This is a genomic window from Runella aurantiaca (assembly GCF_003339505.1).
GTDB classification, from domain to species: Bacteria; Bacteroidota; Bacteroidia; order Cytophagales; family Spirosomataceae; genus Runella; species Runella aurantiaca.
Genome location: NZ_QPIW01000001.1, coordinates 426109 through 444392, shown reverse-complemented (window position 1 = coordinate 444392; position 18284 = coordinate 426109). Strand labels below are relative to the sequence as shown.

Annotated in this window: 19 protein-coding genes; 6 read left to right on the top strand and 13 right to left on the bottom strand. The window is 45.1% G+C overall.

Features of this window, described 5'->3' with window-relative positions:
- Positions 1 to 102: 102 nt before the first annotated feature.
- Both mobF and DVG78_RS01955 read left to right on the top strand, forming a co-directional pair.
- A complete protein-coding gene (gene mobF, locus DVG78_RS01960; protein ID WP_229598104.1) occupies positions 103 to 2862 on the top strand; it encodes a MobF family relaxase in 2760 nt (919 codons plus the stop codon).
- Positions 2846 to 3256, top strand: a complete 411-nt coding sequence (locus DVG78_RS01955; RefSeq protein WP_114459375.1) for a hypothetical protein — start codon at positions 2846 to 2848, stop codon at positions 3254 to 3256. The genes mobF and DVG78_RS01955 overlap by 17 nt, the downstream gene beginning before the upstream one ends.
- A gap of 71 nt (positions 3257 to 3327) precedes the next feature.
- Here DVG78_RS01955 and DVG78_RS01950 read toward each other — a convergent pair whose 3' ends face one another.
- The 3 genes from DVG78_RS01950 to DVG78_RS01940 form a co-directional block, all read right to left on the bottom strand.
- On the bottom strand, positions 3328 to 5034 hold the full coding sequence (locus tag DVG78_RS01950) for a hypothetical protein (RefSeq protein ID WP_114459374.1): 1707 nt from the start codon (positions 5032 to 5034) through the stop codon (positions 3328 to 3330).
- A 66-nt stretch (positions 5035 to 5100) separates the two neighbouring features.
- Positions 5101 to 6276: an ATP-binding protein gene (locus DVG78_RS01945; RefSeq protein WP_114459373.1), complete on the bottom strand. Its 1176-nt coding sequence runs from the start codon at positions 6274 to 6276 to the stop codon at positions 5101 to 5103.
- A 125-nt stretch (positions 6277 to 6401) separates the two neighbouring features.
- Positions 6402 to 6611, bottom strand: a complete 210-nt coding sequence (locus tag DVG78_RS01940) for a hypothetical protein (RefSeq protein WP_199563178.1) — start codon at positions 6609 to 6611, stop codon at positions 6402 to 6404.
- A gap of 482 nt (positions 6612 to 7093) precedes the next feature.
- On the opposite strand from DVG78_RS01940, the gene DVG78_RS01935 reads away from it, so the two are divergent.
- Both DVG78_RS01935 and DVG78_RS01930 read left to right on the top strand, forming a co-directional pair.
- A complete protein-coding gene (locus DVG78_RS01935; protein WP_114459609.1) occupies positions 7094 to 7648 on the top strand; it encodes a recombinase family protein in 555 nt (184 codons plus the stop codon).
- Between the two features lie 519 nt (positions 7649 to 8167).
- Positions 8168 to 8659 carry a hypothetical protein gene (locus DVG78_RS01930; RefSeq protein WP_114459372.1) on the top strand — a complete coding sequence of 164 codons (492 nt, stop codon included), beginning with the start codon at positions 8168 to 8170 and terminating at the stop codon, positions 8657 to 8659.
- Between the two features lie 96 nt (positions 8660 to 8755).
- Here the strand turns inward: DVG78_RS01930 and DVG78_RS01925 are convergent, their stop codons facing one another.
- From DVG78_RS01925 to DVG78_RS01890, 9 genes are all read right to left on the bottom strand, one after another.
- Positions 8756 to 9082, bottom strand: coding sequence for a hypothetical protein (locus DVG78_RS01925; protein WP_114459371.1), 327 nt, complete (start codon positions 9080 to 9082; stop codon positions 8756 to 8758).
- A gap of 124 nt (positions 9083 to 9206) precedes the next feature.
- Positions 9207 to 9341, bottom strand: coding sequence for a hypothetical protein (locus DVG78_RS30490; protein ID WP_262511867.1), 135 nt, complete (start codon positions 9339 to 9341; stop codon positions 9207 to 9209).
- A 47-nt stretch (positions 9342 to 9388) separates the two neighbouring features.
- The gene (locus tag DVG78_RS01920; protein WP_114459370.1) at positions 9389 to 10591 is read right to left on the bottom strand and encodes a DUF6563 family protein; all 1203 of its coding nucleotides are present in this window, start codon (positions 10589 to 10591) and stop codon (positions 9389 to 9391) included.
- Positions 10592 to 10727: 136 nt separating this feature from the next.
- The gene (locus tag DVG78_RS01915; RefSeq protein ID WP_114459369.1) at positions 10728 to 11450 is read right to left on the bottom strand and encodes a hypothetical protein; all 723 of its coding nucleotides are present in this window, start codon (positions 11448 to 11450) and stop codon (positions 10728 to 10730) included.
- A gap of 97 nt (positions 11451 to 11547) precedes the next feature.
- The gene (locus DVG78_RS01910; RefSeq protein WP_114459368.1) at positions 11548 to 12147 is read right to left on the bottom strand and encodes a fibronectin type III domain-containing protein; all 600 of its coding nucleotides are present in this window, start codon (positions 12145 to 12147) and stop codon (positions 11548 to 11550) included.
- A gap of 308 nt (positions 12148 to 12455) precedes the next feature.
- Complete coding sequence (locus tag DVG78_RS01905) at positions 12456 to 13412, bottom strand: ArdC family protein (protein ID WP_199563177.1); 957 nt, start codon at positions 13410 to 13412, stop codon at positions 12456 to 12458.
- A 219-nt stretch (positions 13413 to 13631) separates the two neighbouring features.
- Positions 13632 to 14105, bottom strand: a complete 474-nt coding sequence (locus DVG78_RS01900; RefSeq protein WP_114459366.1) for a JAB domain-containing protein — start codon at positions 14103 to 14105, stop codon at positions 13632 to 13634.
- An 11-nt stretch (positions 14106 to 14116) separates the two neighbouring features.
- Entirely contained in the window at positions 14117 to 15022 is a 906-nt protein-coding gene (locus DVG78_RS01895) for a DUF8464 domain-containing protein (protein WP_114459365.1), read from the bottom strand.
- 51 nt (positions 15023 to 15073) lie between these two features.
- Positions 15074 to 15271: a helix-turn-helix domain-containing protein gene (locus DVG78_RS01890; protein WP_114459364.1), complete on the bottom strand. Its 198-nt coding sequence runs from the start codon at positions 15269 to 15271 to the stop codon at positions 15074 to 15076.
- Positions 15272 to 15602: 331 nt separating this feature from the next.
- Here DVG78_RS01890 and DVG78_RS01885 point away from each other — a divergent pair, with 331 nt between their 5' ends.
- Positions 15603 to 16040, top strand: coding sequence for a hypothetical protein (locus DVG78_RS01885; RefSeq protein ID WP_114459363.1), 438 nt, complete (start codon positions 15603 to 15605; stop codon positions 16038 to 16040).
- Between the two features lie 31 nt (positions 16041 to 16071).
- Here DVG78_RS01885 and DVG78_RS01880 read toward each other — a convergent pair whose 3' ends face one another.
- Positions 16072 to 17250 (bottom strand): tyrosine-type recombinase/integrase, encoded by a 1179-nt coding sequence (locus DVG78_RS01880; protein WP_114459362.1) that lies wholly within the window; start codon positions 17248 to 17250, stop codon positions 16072 to 16074.
- 539 nt (positions 17251 to 17789) lie between these two features.
- Between DVG78_RS01880 and DVG78_RS30295 the strand changes: the two genes are divergently transcribed.
- The gene (locus DVG78_RS30295) at positions 17790 to 18281 is read left to right on the top strand and encodes a helix-turn-helix domain-containing protein (protein ID WP_229598103.1); all 492 of its coding nucleotides are present in this window, start codon (positions 17790 to 17792) and stop codon (positions 18279 to 18281) included.
- Positions 18282 to 18284: the final 3 nt, after the last annotated feature.

The window sequence follows — 18284 nt, the reverse complement described above, 5'->3', positions numbered from 1 at the left end:
GCACAGCCCCCCTGCCTCACTCAGGTTTATTTTTGATGTACCAAAGCTAACAAAAACGGAAACATTCTCCGGCAAATTCCAACTGCCTGTACACTTTGGTCTATGATACGGATGATCCAAAGCAGCAATGCCGCCCACGCCAAAGACTATTTTTCCAATGCCCTTTCAAGGGCTGATTATTACATCAATGATCAGGAACTCAACGGAAAAATTCAGGGTCGTCTGGCGCAACGGCTAGGCATTACAGGGCCCGCCACCCGAGGGGCTTTCTTTGACCTGTGCGATAATGTGAACCCGGCTACGGGTGAGCCGCTGACCCCGCGTACCCGAGAGGAGCGCACTACCGGATACGACATCAACTTTCACTGCCCCAAATCGGTTTCCATCCTGCACGGACTGGCGACGGACGATCACCTGCTGGAGGCGTTTCAGGCGAGCATTGACGAAACTATGCGGCACATGGAGGCCGACAGTAAAACGCGGATCCGTAAAGGGGGAAAATACGATGACCGCACCACGGGTGAATGGGTGTGGGCCGATTTTATTCATCAGACGGCCCGCCCCGTAGACGGGGCACTTCCCGACCCGCACCTGCACGCCCACTGCTTTGTGTTTAATGCCACGTGGGATGCACAGGAACAGCAGGTGAAGGCCGGGCAGTTTCGGGACATTAAACGCGACATGCCTTACTACCAGGCCCGCTTCCACAAAACCCTGTCGGATAAACTCACTGACCTGGGCTATCGGGTGCGGCGCACGGATAAATCCTTTGAAGTGGAAGGCGTACCGCAGGGGGTCATTGACCTGTTCTCCAAACGCACGGATGAAATTGGACGGGTAGCCAAAGAAAAAGGCATTACCGATGCCAAAACCCTCGATGCCTTAGGAGCGCGGACCCGGGCCAAAAAGCAACAGGGGGTCAGCATGGAAGAACTGAAAACGGAGTGGAAACGCCAGATCAGGGAATTGGCCCCGCAGCAGCAGGGAGAAGGAAGCCGCACGGTTCGCTTTGCTCCCGCAGACGCGGATCGACCGAAGGAACTCCTCACCCCCGAACTGTGCATTGACCACGCCCTGCGCCACGGCTTCGAGCGGGCCTCCGTTTTGCAGGACCGACGACTGCTGGCTGAAGCCTACCGACACGCCGTGGGCAACACTTCCGTGACCTTAGAGGCGGTAACGAAACGGTTTGAGGCCGACGAACGTATCCTGCACGTGAAGGATAAAAACAAAACCCTTTGTACCATCAAAGAGGTGCTTTCCGAGGAACAGCGGATGGTGCGGCTGGCCCGGCAGGGCCAGGGGGCGCTCAAGCCGCTCTACACCCGTGCGCCGGCCCTGAAACTCGACGGACAGCAGGCCGAAGCCGTGCGCCACGTACTGACGGCCCCACACCGGGTTTCCATCATTCGGGGGGCCGCCGGAACCGGTAAAACCACTCTGATGCAGGAAGCTGTCAAACACATCGAAAGGGTGGGCAAAAAAGTCATGGTGGTTGCTCCCACGGCGCAGGCATCGCGCGGCGTGTTAAAGGAGGAAGGTTTTGAGCGGGCCGAAACCGTAACAAGACTGTTGGCCGATAAAAAAATGCAGCAGGAACTCAACGGACAGGTGTTGTGGGTCGATGAAGCCGGACTGCTGGGCACCCACGATATGACTTCCCTGTTGAAGCTGGCTACCGAGCAGAATGCCCGTTTGATATTGGGCGGTGATACCCGGCAGCATTCAAGTGTGGTGCGGGGGGATGCCCTGCGCATCCTTAATACCGTGGGCGGCATCAAATCGGCAGAGGTCAGCAAGATCTACCGACAAAAAAATGAAGACTACCGCCGGGCGGTGGAGGACCTGTCTCAGGGTAAGGTCCGAGAGGCGTTTGACAAACTCGACGCCATTGGTTTTCTGCACTCCGTTGATCCGTTACATCCCCATGAGGCGTTGGTCAATGAGTACGTGGATACGCTGCGCAGCGGCAAATCTGCCCTGGTGGTTTCACCGACGCACCAACAGGGGGATGAAGTCACTGAGGCCATTCGAACAAAAATGAGGGCGGTGGGTCTGCTGGGCAAAAAGGAAATCCGGTCCGTCAAATATACCAATCTAAACCTGACCGAGGCCGAGAAAAGCGATTGGCGCAATCTGGTGAAAGGACAGGTGATTCAGTTCAACCAGAACGGTTCCGGCTTTCAGCGGGGCAGTTTGTGGACGGTGGCGGAAAGCTCAAAAAAAGGGGTAACCCTTCAGGACGAAAACGGCGGTTCCCTGCCTTTACCTCAAGGGCAATACCATCATTTCGACGTGCTGTCCAAAAGCGAGATCAGTCTCTCCAAGGGGGACAAAGTGCGCATTACCCGCAACGGTTTTGACCGAGAAAAGCACCGCCTGAATAACGGACAGCTGTTGGAAGTAGTGTCGGTGCGAAAAAAAGGTGATGTGGTGCTGCGCAACGAACAAAGCCGTAACACTTATAAACTGGATAAACATTTCGGGCATCTGGCCCACGCCCATTGCATCACCTCCCACGCCTCACAGGGGAAAACCGTCGAAGAGGTATTTATTTATCAGCCCGCAGCGACGTTTCCCGCCACGGATGCCAAACAGTTTTACGTGTCGGTATCAAGGGCCCGCGAGCGGGCGCGTATCTATACCGATGACAAGGAGCAATTACTGGAACATGCGTCGGAACTTGGCGAACGCCAATCCGCCATTGAACTGATCAACCGTAAAAACAAGTCTCAGGAGATGGTTCATCAGCATATTCGCACGGAGTTAAACCGCCCTGATCCTCAAAAACCGAAAGTAAAAGTGAAAACGCCTGAAAAATCGTCCCCTGTAAAATCGCGTGACCATGAACCGGGAATTTAAATTACGCTACGATCAAATGCGCGAAGGCGATCCGGCCAAAACGGAGGAAACCGCGCAACCGAATACTGACAGCGGTCTGTTTCATGCGCCGGGAAATGCCCGTAACCTGTGTCTGGTGTGGCCCGACGGAAAGCGCTTCTTTCTCAATTATGCGTATCTGATTGCCGGAGAGTTGAACCTCGACGGGGAAAAGAACGCCATCCTACTGCATTTTTCATCGCATACCGTTACCCTGGCAGGCTATGGCCTGGAAGCGTTGTTCCGAGAGTTGTTAGATCATTTACCACGGATTATATTCGCTGTCGATGATCGCTATGTAATAGAGGATGACTCCGGATCAAAAGAGATGGCGGTGATTGCAATCACAGTTGAAATAAATAATGGACAAGACTAAATTACGTCACAATTAAAGCCTTAAGATATATCGATGAAACAATTTAAACGCAATTGGTATTACGTTTAAATTTATATAATAGCGATGGATTTTATTGTCTTTCTATAATACTCATTTTCTTTTTTTTTGTTTTTATCGGAAGAAGCCAGATAGGACGAGAAAGTAAGAATATCATTACTGTCTTTTTGTTTCTCAATATAATTCTCCAACAATTCAGAAAATTGATGAGGTTGCGTCCCTTTTAGCAGTGGAATTAGCTTAATCAGCGCGTCAATCGGAATCAGGAGAACGGGTTTAATTTTTACTCTATTTATCCCCTCCAACTCAGTATTAAACCAGTTGTTAACCCAATAAGACAGTCCGGGAACATCATAGGAGCTGTCATGAATAATAATTATCGGGTAAATTTTTATATTACTCGGGTTTTTTAATCCCTTGTCAAACTTCCAATCACTATTAATTATTTTCTTTATTGAGTTTGCCAGTTGCTTAGCTGCTTTTGGCTTATCACCACTTACATATAAACTCTTTCTCAATTCTGAAAGCACTTCATTGGGTTTATAAGATTGCTTGATAGTTGCCTTTAATAAAAAATCTTTCGATTCAAAAAGGAACAAAGTATTTCCGGAACGGAAATAATAATCAGGTGCTCCATTAATAGCCAGATTTTTGTCGCTAAACCTGATATACTTTTGCCCGTATATTTCTTCAATAATATTATGGAGCAAATATTTTTCCGAAAACTCTTCCGTAAACATCTGCCTAAACGAATTTAGTTGTATTTCTCTTATTTTTTTCGTTTCATATTTATAGGAAGAAAGAACATCTCTGATGGAGAAATATAACCCTTTGAATACTTTTTGAATAAGAAAGGCACCGCAAAGAATTTTATAGGTATCAGGAGCCGTTTTATATAGAGGTCTGCTTCTCAGTGTTGGAAAATCGTCAAAAATAGGGTCATATTCAAGGTTGTCTTTTAATACAAACTCTTCAAGGAACTTACGATTTCTCTCCTGATTACTATTGTCTGAAATTTTAAATGCTAAATTTTTATTTCCTTCATGGAAGGGGATAAATGTTAACAAATAGAGTAGATCATTCAAAAAATCAGCAGGATTATCCATTCCATGCCTATTTAGAAAACGAGAAAGCAGTCCACTTGTATCAATTTTGCTATCCTGATGATCCTTAAAAAAAGAAAATAGTTGCTTTGCTCGGTAGATACCGCACAAAATCTGTCCTGCATAATCAAAATTTAGTATATCATGGTAAGCGATAGAATTAGAAATTAGTGCTAAGGCATACCTTTCTCTTTCATTTAGATCCTCTGAAATATCTTCAAGATAGTCGTCCTTTTGCCTGATTTCTTCATTAATAACCGCTAATGATTTCAGGAATTCGAGTCGGCCTGTCTCATAACTAATTTCGAACCCTGGTACAGTATCGTGCATTGTGGCAGCATATTCTGCAATTCTCAAAACCGCAAAATGATTACCTATAATATAGGTAGGATGAAGGCCCGGTGTAATTGGGTATTTAATTTGTCCAAATAATTTTAAGCATAGGCTTGGTGAAATTTTGAAAAAATACTTGATAAAATTTTTATCATCCGAAAATACAAGATCGTTTGGAAATATTGCCAGAAGCTCAGCACAAATATCCAGTATGAAATATTTTGGTAATTGCTGAAGATAGTATTGAAAAGGTGAATGTGGTTTCTCTTTAGGGAACAATTCAGAAAACCCCAATAAAAATTTAAAATCTATTTTTTGAGTCATTTTAATATAACAAGGTATTTCTAAATTTATACCGGTTTATAAAAAGTGCTATGAATCTTATTCCTTTTACCACCGACTTATTTCATCCATCATATCGGGCAATGAGACCGCCGTGACGTTTTTGGAAATCGGAAATTTTTCTGTACCCGGATAAATAACAAACCGCTTGGCCGCCTCTATGTCGTCGCACCCCAAATAAAATCCTTTGGAAACAGACGGAGCCTGAGAGCGTTTTATTTCGATGGCGTAGCGCTGTTGGCTGTTCTTCTCGATGACCAAATCAATTTCTGCGCCCGCAGACGTACGATAAAACCACGGCGTCATTCCCGAAGGCAGCACGGATAACAGGTTTTCAATGACGAACCCTTCCCAACTGGCTCCGACGACGGGGTGCCCCAGCACATCATCCAGCGTCGTCAGGTTAAGCAGGGCATGCGTCAACCCGCTGTCACGAATATACACTTTAGGCGCTCTGACAAGCCGTTTTCCGATATTGCCCGACCACGGGCGAAGGGTACGGATCAGCAATAAATCTTCGAGTAATTCAATATAGCGTTTGGCGGTCGGGGCGGCGATGTCCAGATTGGCCCCCAGCTGCGCAATATTCAGCTGCCCTCCCTGGCTATGGGCCAGCATCGTCCATAAACGCCGCAACGTAACGGCCGGAATACGCGGGCCGAATTGCGGCACATCCCGTTCCAGATAGGTATTGATAAAATTGAGCCGCCATCTCAGACTGCCGGCATCACTTTTTGCCAGAAAACTGTCGGGAAACCCGCCCCGCAGCCACAATTGCTCGCGGGCGGCGGGCGTTGCAGCGATTTCCGAAACGTTAAAGCCGGAAAGGTCCTTATAGGCAATTCGTCCGGCGAGTGATTCCGAGGACTGTTTTAATAAATCCAGAGACGCGGAACCTAAAATTAGAAACTGCCCTGATTTTCGGCCCTGCCTGCGCCGACGGTCGATCACGCCCCGGAGGATGGAAAACAACTCCGGCATCCGTTGGATCTCATCCAAAATAACGAGTTGGTGTTGATGCAGTTCAAAATAATCTTCGGGTTCACTTAACTTTGCCCGATCTTTAGGGCTTTCCAAATCAAGGTAAACGGGTTGGGGACGCATGGTCGCCGCTAACTCCTCCGCCAGGGTCGTTTTGCCCACCTGACGGGGGCCCAAAACGCCGACGGCAGGGAATTCTTCCAGCAACTGCGCTATTTCTGAGGTGGCATTACGTATAATCATCCTTGCAATTATAACACATTGTGTTTGATTTGCAAGGATGATTTTCTAAAATATCCCGTCATACCGGCAAAATTGGCCTTTTTGTGTAAAAAACGGGCTGAGGTCGGCCTCAGCCCGTTTTCAGCTCAGGTTTCCTTGGGTTTGTTCTTACGAACAACGAGGGAAATCGGTTGACCCAGAACGGTTAAGGAAAGGTTCAGGCCTTTTTGGTCACTGTTCTCCCAGGCAGCACCGACTTTGATCCAGTCAGGTTTTTCACTGCCTTCGTTGGCTTTCACGCAATAAACCGTGTGGGTAGGAAATTTTGCAGTGGTTTGATTTTCGTCAGTCATCATCCATTCTCCTTTGTTGTGTGAGATGATGGAAGCGAAATAAGCTCATTAAGGCTGTGACAGCTCCCCGCAGCGAAGCGAAGTCAAAGATGCTTTTTACATGGTAAAAAGCAGGGATAAGCGTCGGGATGGCCGTTGAGCTACGCTTCTCTATTCATCAACACCCCAACAAAGCGGGGCATGGAATGCATGTCTGTATTCAACCCTGCCAATGACCCCTTATCGGTCAATCAACCTTAAAAAATGATGCAGTGATATTCTCTTTGGCAGTTGTCAAAACCGGAACAGGCAGTTTTATTGTCCTGCTCTCTTTTTCAGTTGCCTGACTTAAAATATGGAACAGTATTACAAATTAATAATATATTGCCCTGTCGGTTAATGTTATGCGCAGTCTATAAGGCATATTCTTTTGTCTACATGTAAGCAGGGTAATGGTGGTTGTTTCTTTACAGCAACCGGAGATTTTTTGCAAAAGAACAACGATAATGCGAATAGTAGGATTTACACGGGAAATCAGTGAACCGTTTGAGAAGTCGGCAATCCAAGCGATTACTGATGAGATTGTGATCGGCGGATCAGGGGACCTCGAAAAAACCGTTGAATCATTGCAGGCGGGTGATTCTCTGGTGATTTATAAACTTTTCAGGCTTGGGAACCATCTGTCAATAATCAACAGAAATGTCCGGTTGGTCATTGATAAAGGGATCATTCTTAAAAGTCTGACGGAGGGAATAGATTCCTCGACACCCGACGGAAAACGTCAAATTGAACTCATTACACATCTGGCCCTCCAAACTACGGAAGAATCAGTCAGGAGCCTGACGCAGGGCAGAAAAGCAGCCGTTGAAAAAGGGGTGAAATTGGGGCCCCAAAAGGGTACGCTCTATAAATTTCAGGATATAGCCGAACAGGTATATCAAATGTATCTCACAAAACAGCATACCATGGAAGAAATACGAACCCACTTCGGTATCGGTTCCAGGGGCACCGTCTATAAGATTATTAAACTGTTTGAAAATCCGCCGGGAGACGGGGGGTAAGCTGAACGGTACCCCGATTTTAGCATTTAATTGGGTAAAGGCCATAAAGCCGGCCTCCATAAATGATGAATATTTCGGCATCAGGTGGCTAAGCGTCAGACGTCCGAAGCAAGTTTATACTATACAGGCCTCAAAAATACCGGAATACCGGTATTTTACGTTAAAATGAACAGTACGATATTTGCCTTATCACTTACTGAATACGCCCCTTTTTTCACTGATGTAAGCGGTAAGTGCACAAATTACATTTCACACATTTCTTAAATGAATATACCTATGCAACCGCTTTTGAAAACGTTTAAGCACAATCCGGCTTAGGTCATACCCTCTCTATTCACAACAATTACGCCCGGTTGTGAAGCATTTTATCACCTTCACTTCTTACGACTTTCATACATCAAATTTACATTATTACATATCGGCACTCCAATCCTTGGGATCATTTCATTCATCGCCTGCCAAAAGGATGAGAGCGGTGAAGAGTTAAAACCTTTGCCCCGAAATTCAGCACAGGTAACAATGGAGGGCAAATCCTGGAATCAAATAACATCCGGTGGTTTGACTGTATCAACCAAAACAGATTGCAGTTCCTGTTGGGCGGAATCCATGGACCCTTTGTATAAAAATTTTTTCTTCCTTACGTTCTACCGTTACTATGAAACCGAACCATTTGGAAGAAATTATTTTGAGAATCTTTCTTTTGGAGCCATACCGCTAAGACTCGGCAAATTTGAACTTTTGGGTAAATCGTATGGTGCCTGCCGTCCTGATACAATTCCAATGGCCGTGTTTTTTACAAGTGAGTATGACGCCGGAAAAGACAAATATGAAGTTCTCAAGTCAGAAAAAAATTATATTCTATTAAACAAATTGGATAAAGCCACCGGCTTGGTTGAAGGCGAATTTGCCGCAACATTTATACGTGTCCATAAAGCAAGTGACTCTGCGTATCCGGATACCATTCGCTTTCAGCCCTCTTCCTTCACCGCTTTTGTCGGCGCAAAAGAATAACCTGTTCAGTAATTGCCGAAACCCCGGCAGGCGTTTCGACCGCCCCTAATAATTTGCAAAAAAAGAGGGATACCCCGAAAGGTATCCCTCTTCGGCTTATAATCCGTCATAGGGGGTCTTGGAAGGAAACTTTCGGTCCAACAACTCGATAATGCTGCATGGCAGAAACAGTCGCGGATGCACATAGCCGATTTTGATCCCCTGCGGAATCAGTTCTTTCCCGTCTTTTTTGATGGAACAGATAACGGTGTTACACTCACCCAGAGCACGTACCTCGACTTCATAGTCCGCGTCGGTCAGGGCTTCCTGCACGGTGTCGGTTTTCAGTTGGCCCTGTCCGGCCAAAAAGCCCCATTTGGCAAATGCTTCTTCCCAATGCCAGGAAAACGTTGAGTTACAGTGGTGACAGATCGCTTGAGGCATGTTGCTTCTCCTTTGTGGTGTGGCAGATGATGGAAGCGGACAAAGCTCAGTAAGGCCGTGACAGCTCCCCGCAGCGAAGCGAAGTCAAAGATGTTTTTTATGCAGTAAAAAGCAGGGATAAGCGTCATAACGGTCGTTGAGCTACGCTGATAAATTCATCAACACCGCTGCAAAGAGAGGCATTGCCTGAACGTTTCATCCGGTACTCACGAACGGGCATGGCATGGACGTATTCGACGGCTTCAATAATCCGGATCAAATGTCAGGAAAAATCTCGCAGAAAGATTTTTAGGAGAACCGCGCCGGCTACTTAAATGGATGTCTTAGATTATATTGCTTAATGATGTCGAATATATGGCTACTTTCCTGACGGTTTTGTTCTGTATATTGTTGCTGTAAGTCTGAGTCATTTTTTAAAATACTCAACATAACGGAAGGGGTTGCTTTATAAACTTTCTTATTCGCTGTATTATAAATCATACAGTCATTATCGGCTATTTCATTGGCAACAATTAATCCGACCACACCAAAAACTCTATAAACAGCTCTATCTGAGGCGTCTAAATACCGATCATGCCATGCCAGTAATGTTCCATATTCTGTCAGTTTGCTGTAATAAATGGCAGATTGATAATTTTGAGCATTGTAAAATATATCTTTCCCATCACAAAAACCCCAATACTCCCATCGCAAATAGATTTTATTGCTCGCTGAACGTAATTTCAATCGGGTGGAATCAGAAGTGTATTCCACCACGTAATTATCAATGATGGAGGGACGATTTGCCAGAAATTCATCATAGGTAAGGTATATTCCTTTTCGACGTGTGCTGCACGTGCGGATGTTATCTTCGATACCTAATGAATCAGGATAGCCTGCCTTTTTCAATCCTGTTGATTTCAGGGATTTCGCAATTTTAAGAACGGTTTCACTATAAAAAGCGGGTTTATCTGTACTATCGCGTAAATAGTCATTCATTTTAGTGAAAGCCCGCGTGAACCCATTCTGAATTCTGACAGGATGATAAGCCGTAATATCAAAAAGCCCCTCTTTTATTTCATCTATTTCAGCCGTATAAAACGGAACACGCTGATTTTGACCAGTGTATTTGTAAAAAACAAGGCACATTTTAATTCCGGCATCATTTGATCGCATGTCTACCCATTCCGAAATCTCAAATTCTTTTATTTCCAGCGCCACCGGAGTCAGAGTTTCATTCATGTTAATTGAGATCAGGCAAGCAGTAAAATAGTTATTTAATCCGCCAACCAAGCCGCCTTCCAAAGTTGCAAAAACGTTTTTACTGCCAATGCCCTTTCGGACCATTCCTATACTGTTTGTATCGCTACGGCTGTCAATAATTTCATTTATATAAAATGTGCGATTTTTGATTGAAATCAAAAAATTGGGCTTGTCTGTAGGCAGACGAATAGGATACGTGTCCGCTTGAGAAAAAAGAACAGTAACATTCAACAGGAAAAGGTGTATAAACAAACCCAATTGTTTCATAAACTATGATTTATGAGTTGCATTTGAAATCGAATAATAAAGCCATTATAGGTACAATTATTTATTCAGAGAGATAATAAAGTGTTTATAGTCACGGTCACATCGACAAAAATCTCAACAGGTAGGGTGTCTTGATCTACGGACAATCATACTCCCAAATACCTTGCACAGTAGTACTTTTTATGATTTGAGTGTACTTTATCGGGCGGGCTTTAGCGTCGAATTCGTAAGAAATGGGGCTTTCTTCCGAATCCAATTGTATTTTAACAGGTAAGTTATTCATCCTGTTTCCCAACAATGGGCCAAGTTCAAAACTGCCTCTGGGGAATGCGCTTAATCTGGGTCCTATAACGAATTCAGCCATACGGGCATAATTTTTTTTAGTCAAATCGTAGGTATATTTGTAATGCTTGACCTGGCCATGATCATCGGTTTCAATATTCTCAACTAAGTTTCCATCATTATAGATAAATCTTTTTGAAATCCACACCTTCCCCTTCACACTGAAAACATGCGTGGCTAAACGCCCCTCCGAGTTATAGGTCAAAACATTTTGATTTCCAAAAGGTGGATCATAAACGGAAATGATTCGACCCTGACTGTCTTTTGTAATTACAAAATAAGAAATTTTATCACTGCCCGTTCCTAAACCTATTCTTGATTCTTCATAAACAGTTATGTTTGAAACCTGTTTTTCTTTATTCACATCAGATACCATACGCGTCTTTTCATCAAATTTCACAAGGTATCTTCCGGTGAAATTGGTTATTACTGAAGGAAAACATTCTTCAGGTGTTACATCGGAAGATTTAGAACATCCCCCTAAGAGCAGAAAAATAAATAGGGTTATCCGGCGCATAAGATTTGAGTATAGAGAAGACATGATAATTTTATATTGTGGCAGCAAGGCAGTAAATGGTACATTCAGATCACCAACGCCTTCAGACAGACAGTACTTACCCTCCTGTTTTAACTGCCAGCAAATGTAATATGGGTCCCTCCCCATTAACGTTGTAAGCACTGATTTGGTACAAATAAGAAGTTTCAGGTTTTAGACCTTTATCCTCAAAACTCATATCATTGCCTTCGTATACTTTGATCCCTTCCCTGTATAGCCTGTAACCTTCCGCATCTGCCAAACTCGACCATTGCCATGTAATACCTGAGCTTGTCACTGATTTTACTTTACAGCCCATCACTACACCCGGTGGACTTGGCGGTGTCAGCGTTTTTCCCGACACAGTCAGCGATTTCGGTCCTTCTCCATGATTATTATAAGCACTTACCTGAAATGTGTACAAAGTATTGCCGGTCAACCCTGCAAGCTCAAACGAAGTTGCCTTGGCATCATAATAGGCAAAATTTCCCTCATAGACTTTATATCCGGCAGCCCCTTTTACTGCTGTCCATTCGATCATCAGGTTTGTAATTGTTGCTTTTGAGATCTTTACTCCCGAAACTTGACCGGGAGGTGTCGGTATAAGCGTTATCGGATCTTCCTTCCTCTTGCAGGAAAATATGAACACCAACAATACAATTATAAAAATGCTCTTCATGGATTTGAGGTTTGAGTGCTACAAATCTAATACTCATTATAAAATTTGAGAAAAATAGTTATCAAACGTTGATTTTTGCCTCTTTTAGCATCTTAAATAACTACACTTTGCCTGTGTCAATCATTACTTTGATTGACACATATAAAACACTTATTACATGTGTAATACTGCCGCAAAGCTTTTTTCCGCTATGCAAGGCAAATTCAAACGTATAATAGAAGTAGCACGTTTAGGTCGTTGGGCTACGCTGCCGGGATTTATAAACACCGCTGCAAAGAGAGGCATTGCATGAACGTTTCATCTGTTCCTCACGGAACCGGTAGGGCATGAATGTATTCAACAGCTTTCTGTGCATGAGAAGCAGCGGAGAAAATAAACCGTTTGTCGTCTTTCAATACCTTCAGCCACGATTGAATGTAAGCGGCATGTTGTGCTTCGGGCATCGGTTCAAAACCAAGGTCCGCGCCTAAAAAGCAGGCTCCGAGTTCGGCGACCAGTTCCTCTTTGGCGTACCCTTCATCGCCGTAGTGTTTGCGGCCCATGTCACGGTTGAGACGGGTAGGATGTTTGGTCCAATGCGTCAGTTCATGCGCCAAAACCGCGTAATAATCCGTGGCTTTTTCAAAGCTTTCCAAGGGTGGCATCTGAATACGGTCGGTTACCGGATGATAATACGCCTTCGTACCCGTATAAATATCCGCTTTGGTTTGGGCAAAAAAGGCTTCCAGTGTTTCCATGCGCTGCGGTGCATCGGCAGCAATAACCGTTTCGGGAACGCGGTAATAGTATTCCGGTAGTCCTTCGATCTGGGAGGCATTAAAAACGGTGTAGGTTTTTAAAAATGGAATTTGTCGGGAGTTGATATCACCTTCGGGCGTTTCTTCGTCCCGCACAATCTTATCGGCATAGACGACCTGTTCGCCTTTTTCGCCTTTGCGGACATTGGCTTTCAGGTCAATGGCCTGTTTAAAGGTCATCCAATAAGGCAAAGCGTAACCTTTTTCGGCGGCGGTACCCCACAGCACCAGGGTATTGATCCCCGTGTAAGGAATGTTGTTCCAACGCAGCGGACGCATTACCTGCCCGGCCATGTGTTCACTGTTCCACGGCTTGCGCCACGTCAGATTGCCGCTTTCTAAATCGGCCAGAATCTTATTCGTCACGCGAGCATAAATATCCGATTGATATTGAACATCCGGTTTCATGGCAGGCTCCTTTGAAGGTGAGTGAGATAAATCAAGGTGTGTTTTTTGTTTGTGAGGCATTTGATTTTCTTTCCGGTTGATCGGGATGACGGGGATACAAAACCCGACGTTCAGGCGAAGAAGCCAACTTGAATTTTGGTCGGGCGGGGAATGCGTCAGCAGGCGAAAATTATGGTTGGTGAATTCGGCGCGCCGGGTACATCACCGTCTCGCCTCCCGATGACCGGAAAGACAAAACGACCCGTAAACAAAAACAGGCAATGCCTGAATACGCGCACTTCAACCGGGCATCAGGCCGTCGTCGGCAAACGAGCAATAGTTATACGGCGTAACGATCAGGTGGTCGATCACGGAAATCTCCAACAGCTTTCCGCCCTGCAGCAATTTGCGCGTCAGAGCAATGTCCGCTTCGCTTGGTTTTAGGTTTCCTGAGGGGTGATTGTGAGCCAAAATCAGCGCACTTGCTTTGGTTTTAAGGGCCGTGGCAAAGACAATACGCGGGTCAACGACACAACCGGTTATGCCGCCAGTGGCGATGTCCGAAACGCCCAGGCAGGTGTGACGGCGGTCCAGCAGTAGAATTTTAAACTGTTCGACGAGTTCAATGCGGTTTTCATCCCAGCATTGGCGCAGGATCTCATAGGCTGTCTCGGATTGCGTGATTTGAATACGATCCTGATAAGGGACTTTGTTCCGGTAAACAATTTCCACTTCATTGACGCGGTAGAGCGACTGAGTTTCATTTTTCTGCATATATCCCCCTTCTACAACGACAGATGAAGACGGTGCATGTGCCACGCGTTGACATCTTTGTGCGGGGCATAAAGCGCATTCATGGGTTTATGAATCAAACCCTCCTGCGTTTTGAAAAACTCCGAAAGCAGCTCCGTGGCCTGCTCGCCTGCGCGGTCATTGTCCATCCACGTATAGGCCAAGCGGTAGCCGTAATTATGGATGTAAGGCAGCGCCTGCTTTAAACAGGCGACGGAATTAAGAATGATGGCATCGCCCGAAAGCCCCGGATGATTAGATTGACTGATTACCGAGAGGTAATCCATAAAGCCTTCAAAGAGGTGGATGGCTTTCCTGTCGGGGTTTATGCCGCGAATAAAGCCGATGGCTTTGGGACGGATGCAGCCTTTAAAGAAAGGATTACGCAGCTCGAAACCGCCCTCTTCATTTTCAAACCCGAGGGCAAAAAAGCGTTTCTTGGTATTTTTATTCTGTACGTGAATTTCTTTGAGAGATCGCCGTGCCACTTCCAGCGGGATACCGCGTTTTTTGAGGTAGCTGATAAGCCCTAAATGTTGGATGGGCTTTTTACTTTTCAGGATCAGCGAGGCGTCATGCTGCCTCACCTCTTCTGGGATCGTCGCGATACGGTAAGGACCGACGCCCATGTTGTTGATCCACCGCAGAGCATCGGAAATGGTGTGGTCCTGACGGCAGGCGCGCAGGTATTCGCAGACAAAACGCACCAAATCCCCGCCGATGGCTTCGCCATAGTCGTACCAGCTGTTGGTTTCCAGATAGACCCAAAAACTGGGGGTGCGTTCATCTCTTAATGGCGAGGAATACAGGGCTTTGTTAGCCGTTATACGTTTGGGGTGAATATCCAATCGGCTCAGAATTTCAATCATGGGTATGGCTTTGGCATCGTCTATGTTCATAGCGATCTCCGAAAAAACAGATGGGCGAAAAAAAAAGAAAAACCGGAGCGGTCAGGGTCTCAGACGCTGTTCGATGAACTTTTCTAAGTCAGCGCGGCGGTAGCGAACGGCGCGGCCGATTTTGATGGGTTTGAGGTCGTAGCGTTTGGTGCAGTCCCAAACGGCCAGTGTGCCGGGAGAAACGCAAAGGAAACGGGCCGCACTTTTTCGATCCAGCAAGGGTTCGGGGGGCGGTGTTTTAATAGCCATTCCACACTCCTTTTTTCAGAAGAAAAATCGGTCTATCGAAAACAATTCGTGATCATTTCCGATAAGTCAGCGCTACCTAAAGGTGTTTGCAGAAAGGAGTCAATTCAATCCATCGTTGATTAATAAAAAATAAACTCCATCAATGATTGAGCCATTATTCGGTTATAGATTATGTTGAAATGAGCGAATCACTGACGAAATCTGCGCACCGAACACCTGAGAAATTAATTGATCCGGCATGGACATGAATAAAATCACTTCTTCGTCCCTTCATCGGGAAAGCTGATTTTGATTAGCTATTTTATTGACAGGTACACAAAAATCGTACAAAATGAATAATCCTTCTCTTGCCGTAAGGTTAATGACGATGACCTCCCTTTTTAAGTTGTTTTCTCAAAGTTGCGGCCTGTCGATAAAAGAAGCCCAAATGTTCTTAGGTACTAACGTTGATACCACCAAGTCATGGTGGGCAGGTCGCAGAAATCCACCGGAAGCAGTTTTGGAAAAACTGGTTGATCTTTCGATCACGCAGGATGTCGCAGCTCAGGAACTGTTGCTGGAATTGGAAAAATTAGACAAAAAGAATAAAAAGCAGCACCTCACATTACAGGCCTATGGATTGGATTCTCAGGCACAATCCGCAGGCTGGCCCTCTGCCAACGCATACATGGCCGTTATTCGGAAAGCCGTGGAAAAAATGCCCGCAGAACTTGCAATGCGCCTGGTATTGGTTACTGATAGCAACAAAAACATTCCGGCACCGGAATAACGACAATGCTCATAATCCTGACAACGTCGATTCATCGTACATTATCAATATAATCCGCATATTCCTGCATCATTTTTATACGTTGCGGTAAAAACTGCGCGCGGTCATAAGCTCGATCAACACCACTTTTCGGGACGTGCGCGAGTTGTCTATCGGCAATGTCATGAGGGTAGCCCAATTTTTCTTTTAATATCCCTAAGGCAAGGGATCGAAATCCATGGCCTGTCATTTTGCCGTTATAACCCATTCGCTTGATAGCAATGAGCATCGTGTTTTTGCTCATATACTTTCTTGGGTTATAATAACCGGGAAAGATAAAATCCCGTTTCGTATTCAATTCTTTCAGTTCCCGAAAAATCGCCAGCGACTGCTGTGATAACGGAACGATATGAGGAAGATTCATCTTCATTCGTTCCGCCGGAATAACCCACATTGCTTTTTCAAAGTTTATTTCTTCCCATCTTGCTTCGACCAGTTCACAGGTACGCACGAATGTGAGAAGCAATAATTTAAGTGCCAGAAAGGTCTGACGATTAACACGATTTTCATACCCATTCAGACGGGCTAAAAATTCAGGAAACTCATCGACGGAAATGGAGGCATAATGCCCTCTTTTAAATTTTCTCATCGCAGCTTCCAGACCATAAGTAGGGTCACTTTCGGCTCTTCCGGTTGCAATCGCGTATTTAAATACATGGCTGCATAACCCCTTCATCCTACGAGAGAGATCCGGGGCTGTTTTTTCGATCTTTTGAAGGCAGCTCAGCATCATCAACGGCTTTATATCTGCAAGCGGAAAGCTGGCTAAAGAGGGAAACACGTATTTCTCAAAGCGGTGTTTAATAATATCGGCGTGTTTTGGCTTCCACAAAGGAACCTGTTTCCAATACCATTCCATCGCCATTGATTTAAAATCCAGTTGTTGGCTCAAAGCATTCGTCTGAGCCGCCTGCAAACGTTTTAAGACGGGATCAGTGCCGGTGCTTATTTCTTTTTTTAACTCATCTTTGGCCTTACGGGCATCCGCGATAGAGACGGTGGGGTAGGCACCGATTGAAATTCGTTTTTCCCTGCCGTGAAGTCGATATTTCAACCGCCAGTATTTTGTCCCGCTCGGGGTGACTTCAAGGTACAGCCCCTCTCCGTCCGCCATCTTGTAAGGCTTGATTTTAGGTTTAGCTGCCTGACAGGCCATATTTGATAAAGCCATGATTACACCTCCTGATTTCCGTTGCTGAAAATTTCAGCAAACATCAGCCGTTTCATGCCCCCAATCATGCCCCCAATTTTGGTTACAGTGGGTATATGACGGGAATAGACTGATAAACCGAGTGTAGCTTTAACGTACTGCGAAAATTGACTGATTTTCGTTTCAGTAATAATAAATAATGTCTGTAAAAAAATGATTGGTGCCCGTAGCCGCATCGCCATTTTCTCCCCAAGTGCCTGAATTGATTACGATTTTAACGGATTATTTTTCTGAGTGCCCCCAATTTTGCCCCCAATGACCGGTAATGTCCGTATAACCTATATTATCACCTGCCTATTCTTTCTGCAACAAATCCTTTCTTGCCATGTAGGGATCTCACCAATTCGAGACCGGTTATATACATAATTAAATCAATTGTTTAATTATCCAAAATATAATTTTCATTTCAAACTTAGTGTGCCCCAAAAACAGTGAAAAATCCTGTTTGTATATATTTATCAATAATTTCTCTTATTGATGGATGAATAAAGTTGTAAATTTTGTATTTTGCACTCATGATCACAAAATACAAACCATCGGATTACGAAGTGCTACGCCGTCGCTGTTTCGAATTGAAGCAAGTAGGCTGGAAGCAGAAAGATATTGCTTTTGCCTTGGGATTGACTGCGGGATGGGTCAGCCAAACTTTAAAAAAGTACCGAGAGAAGGGGTTAGATGGTCTTTTGGCTCGCAAACCTACCGGCTCTCCCCCTAAACTGAGCCCGGAACAACTCTCTCAATTAGCCACAGAGTTAAACTTAGGTGCAGTAAACCACGGTTTCCCCAACCATATTTGGACACGTGCCCGCGTTAATGAAGTGATTTTTAAAAAATTTGGTGTCAGCTACGACCTAACCCAAGTAGGGCGGCTGTTGAAGAAGCTTGGATGGAGTTTACAGAAGCCTGTCAAAAAGGCCCGACAGCAGAATGAAGCCAAAGTCAAGCAGTGGCAGGAAGAAACAATTTTAGAATTAAAAAAAAGCCACAAGTGAGAA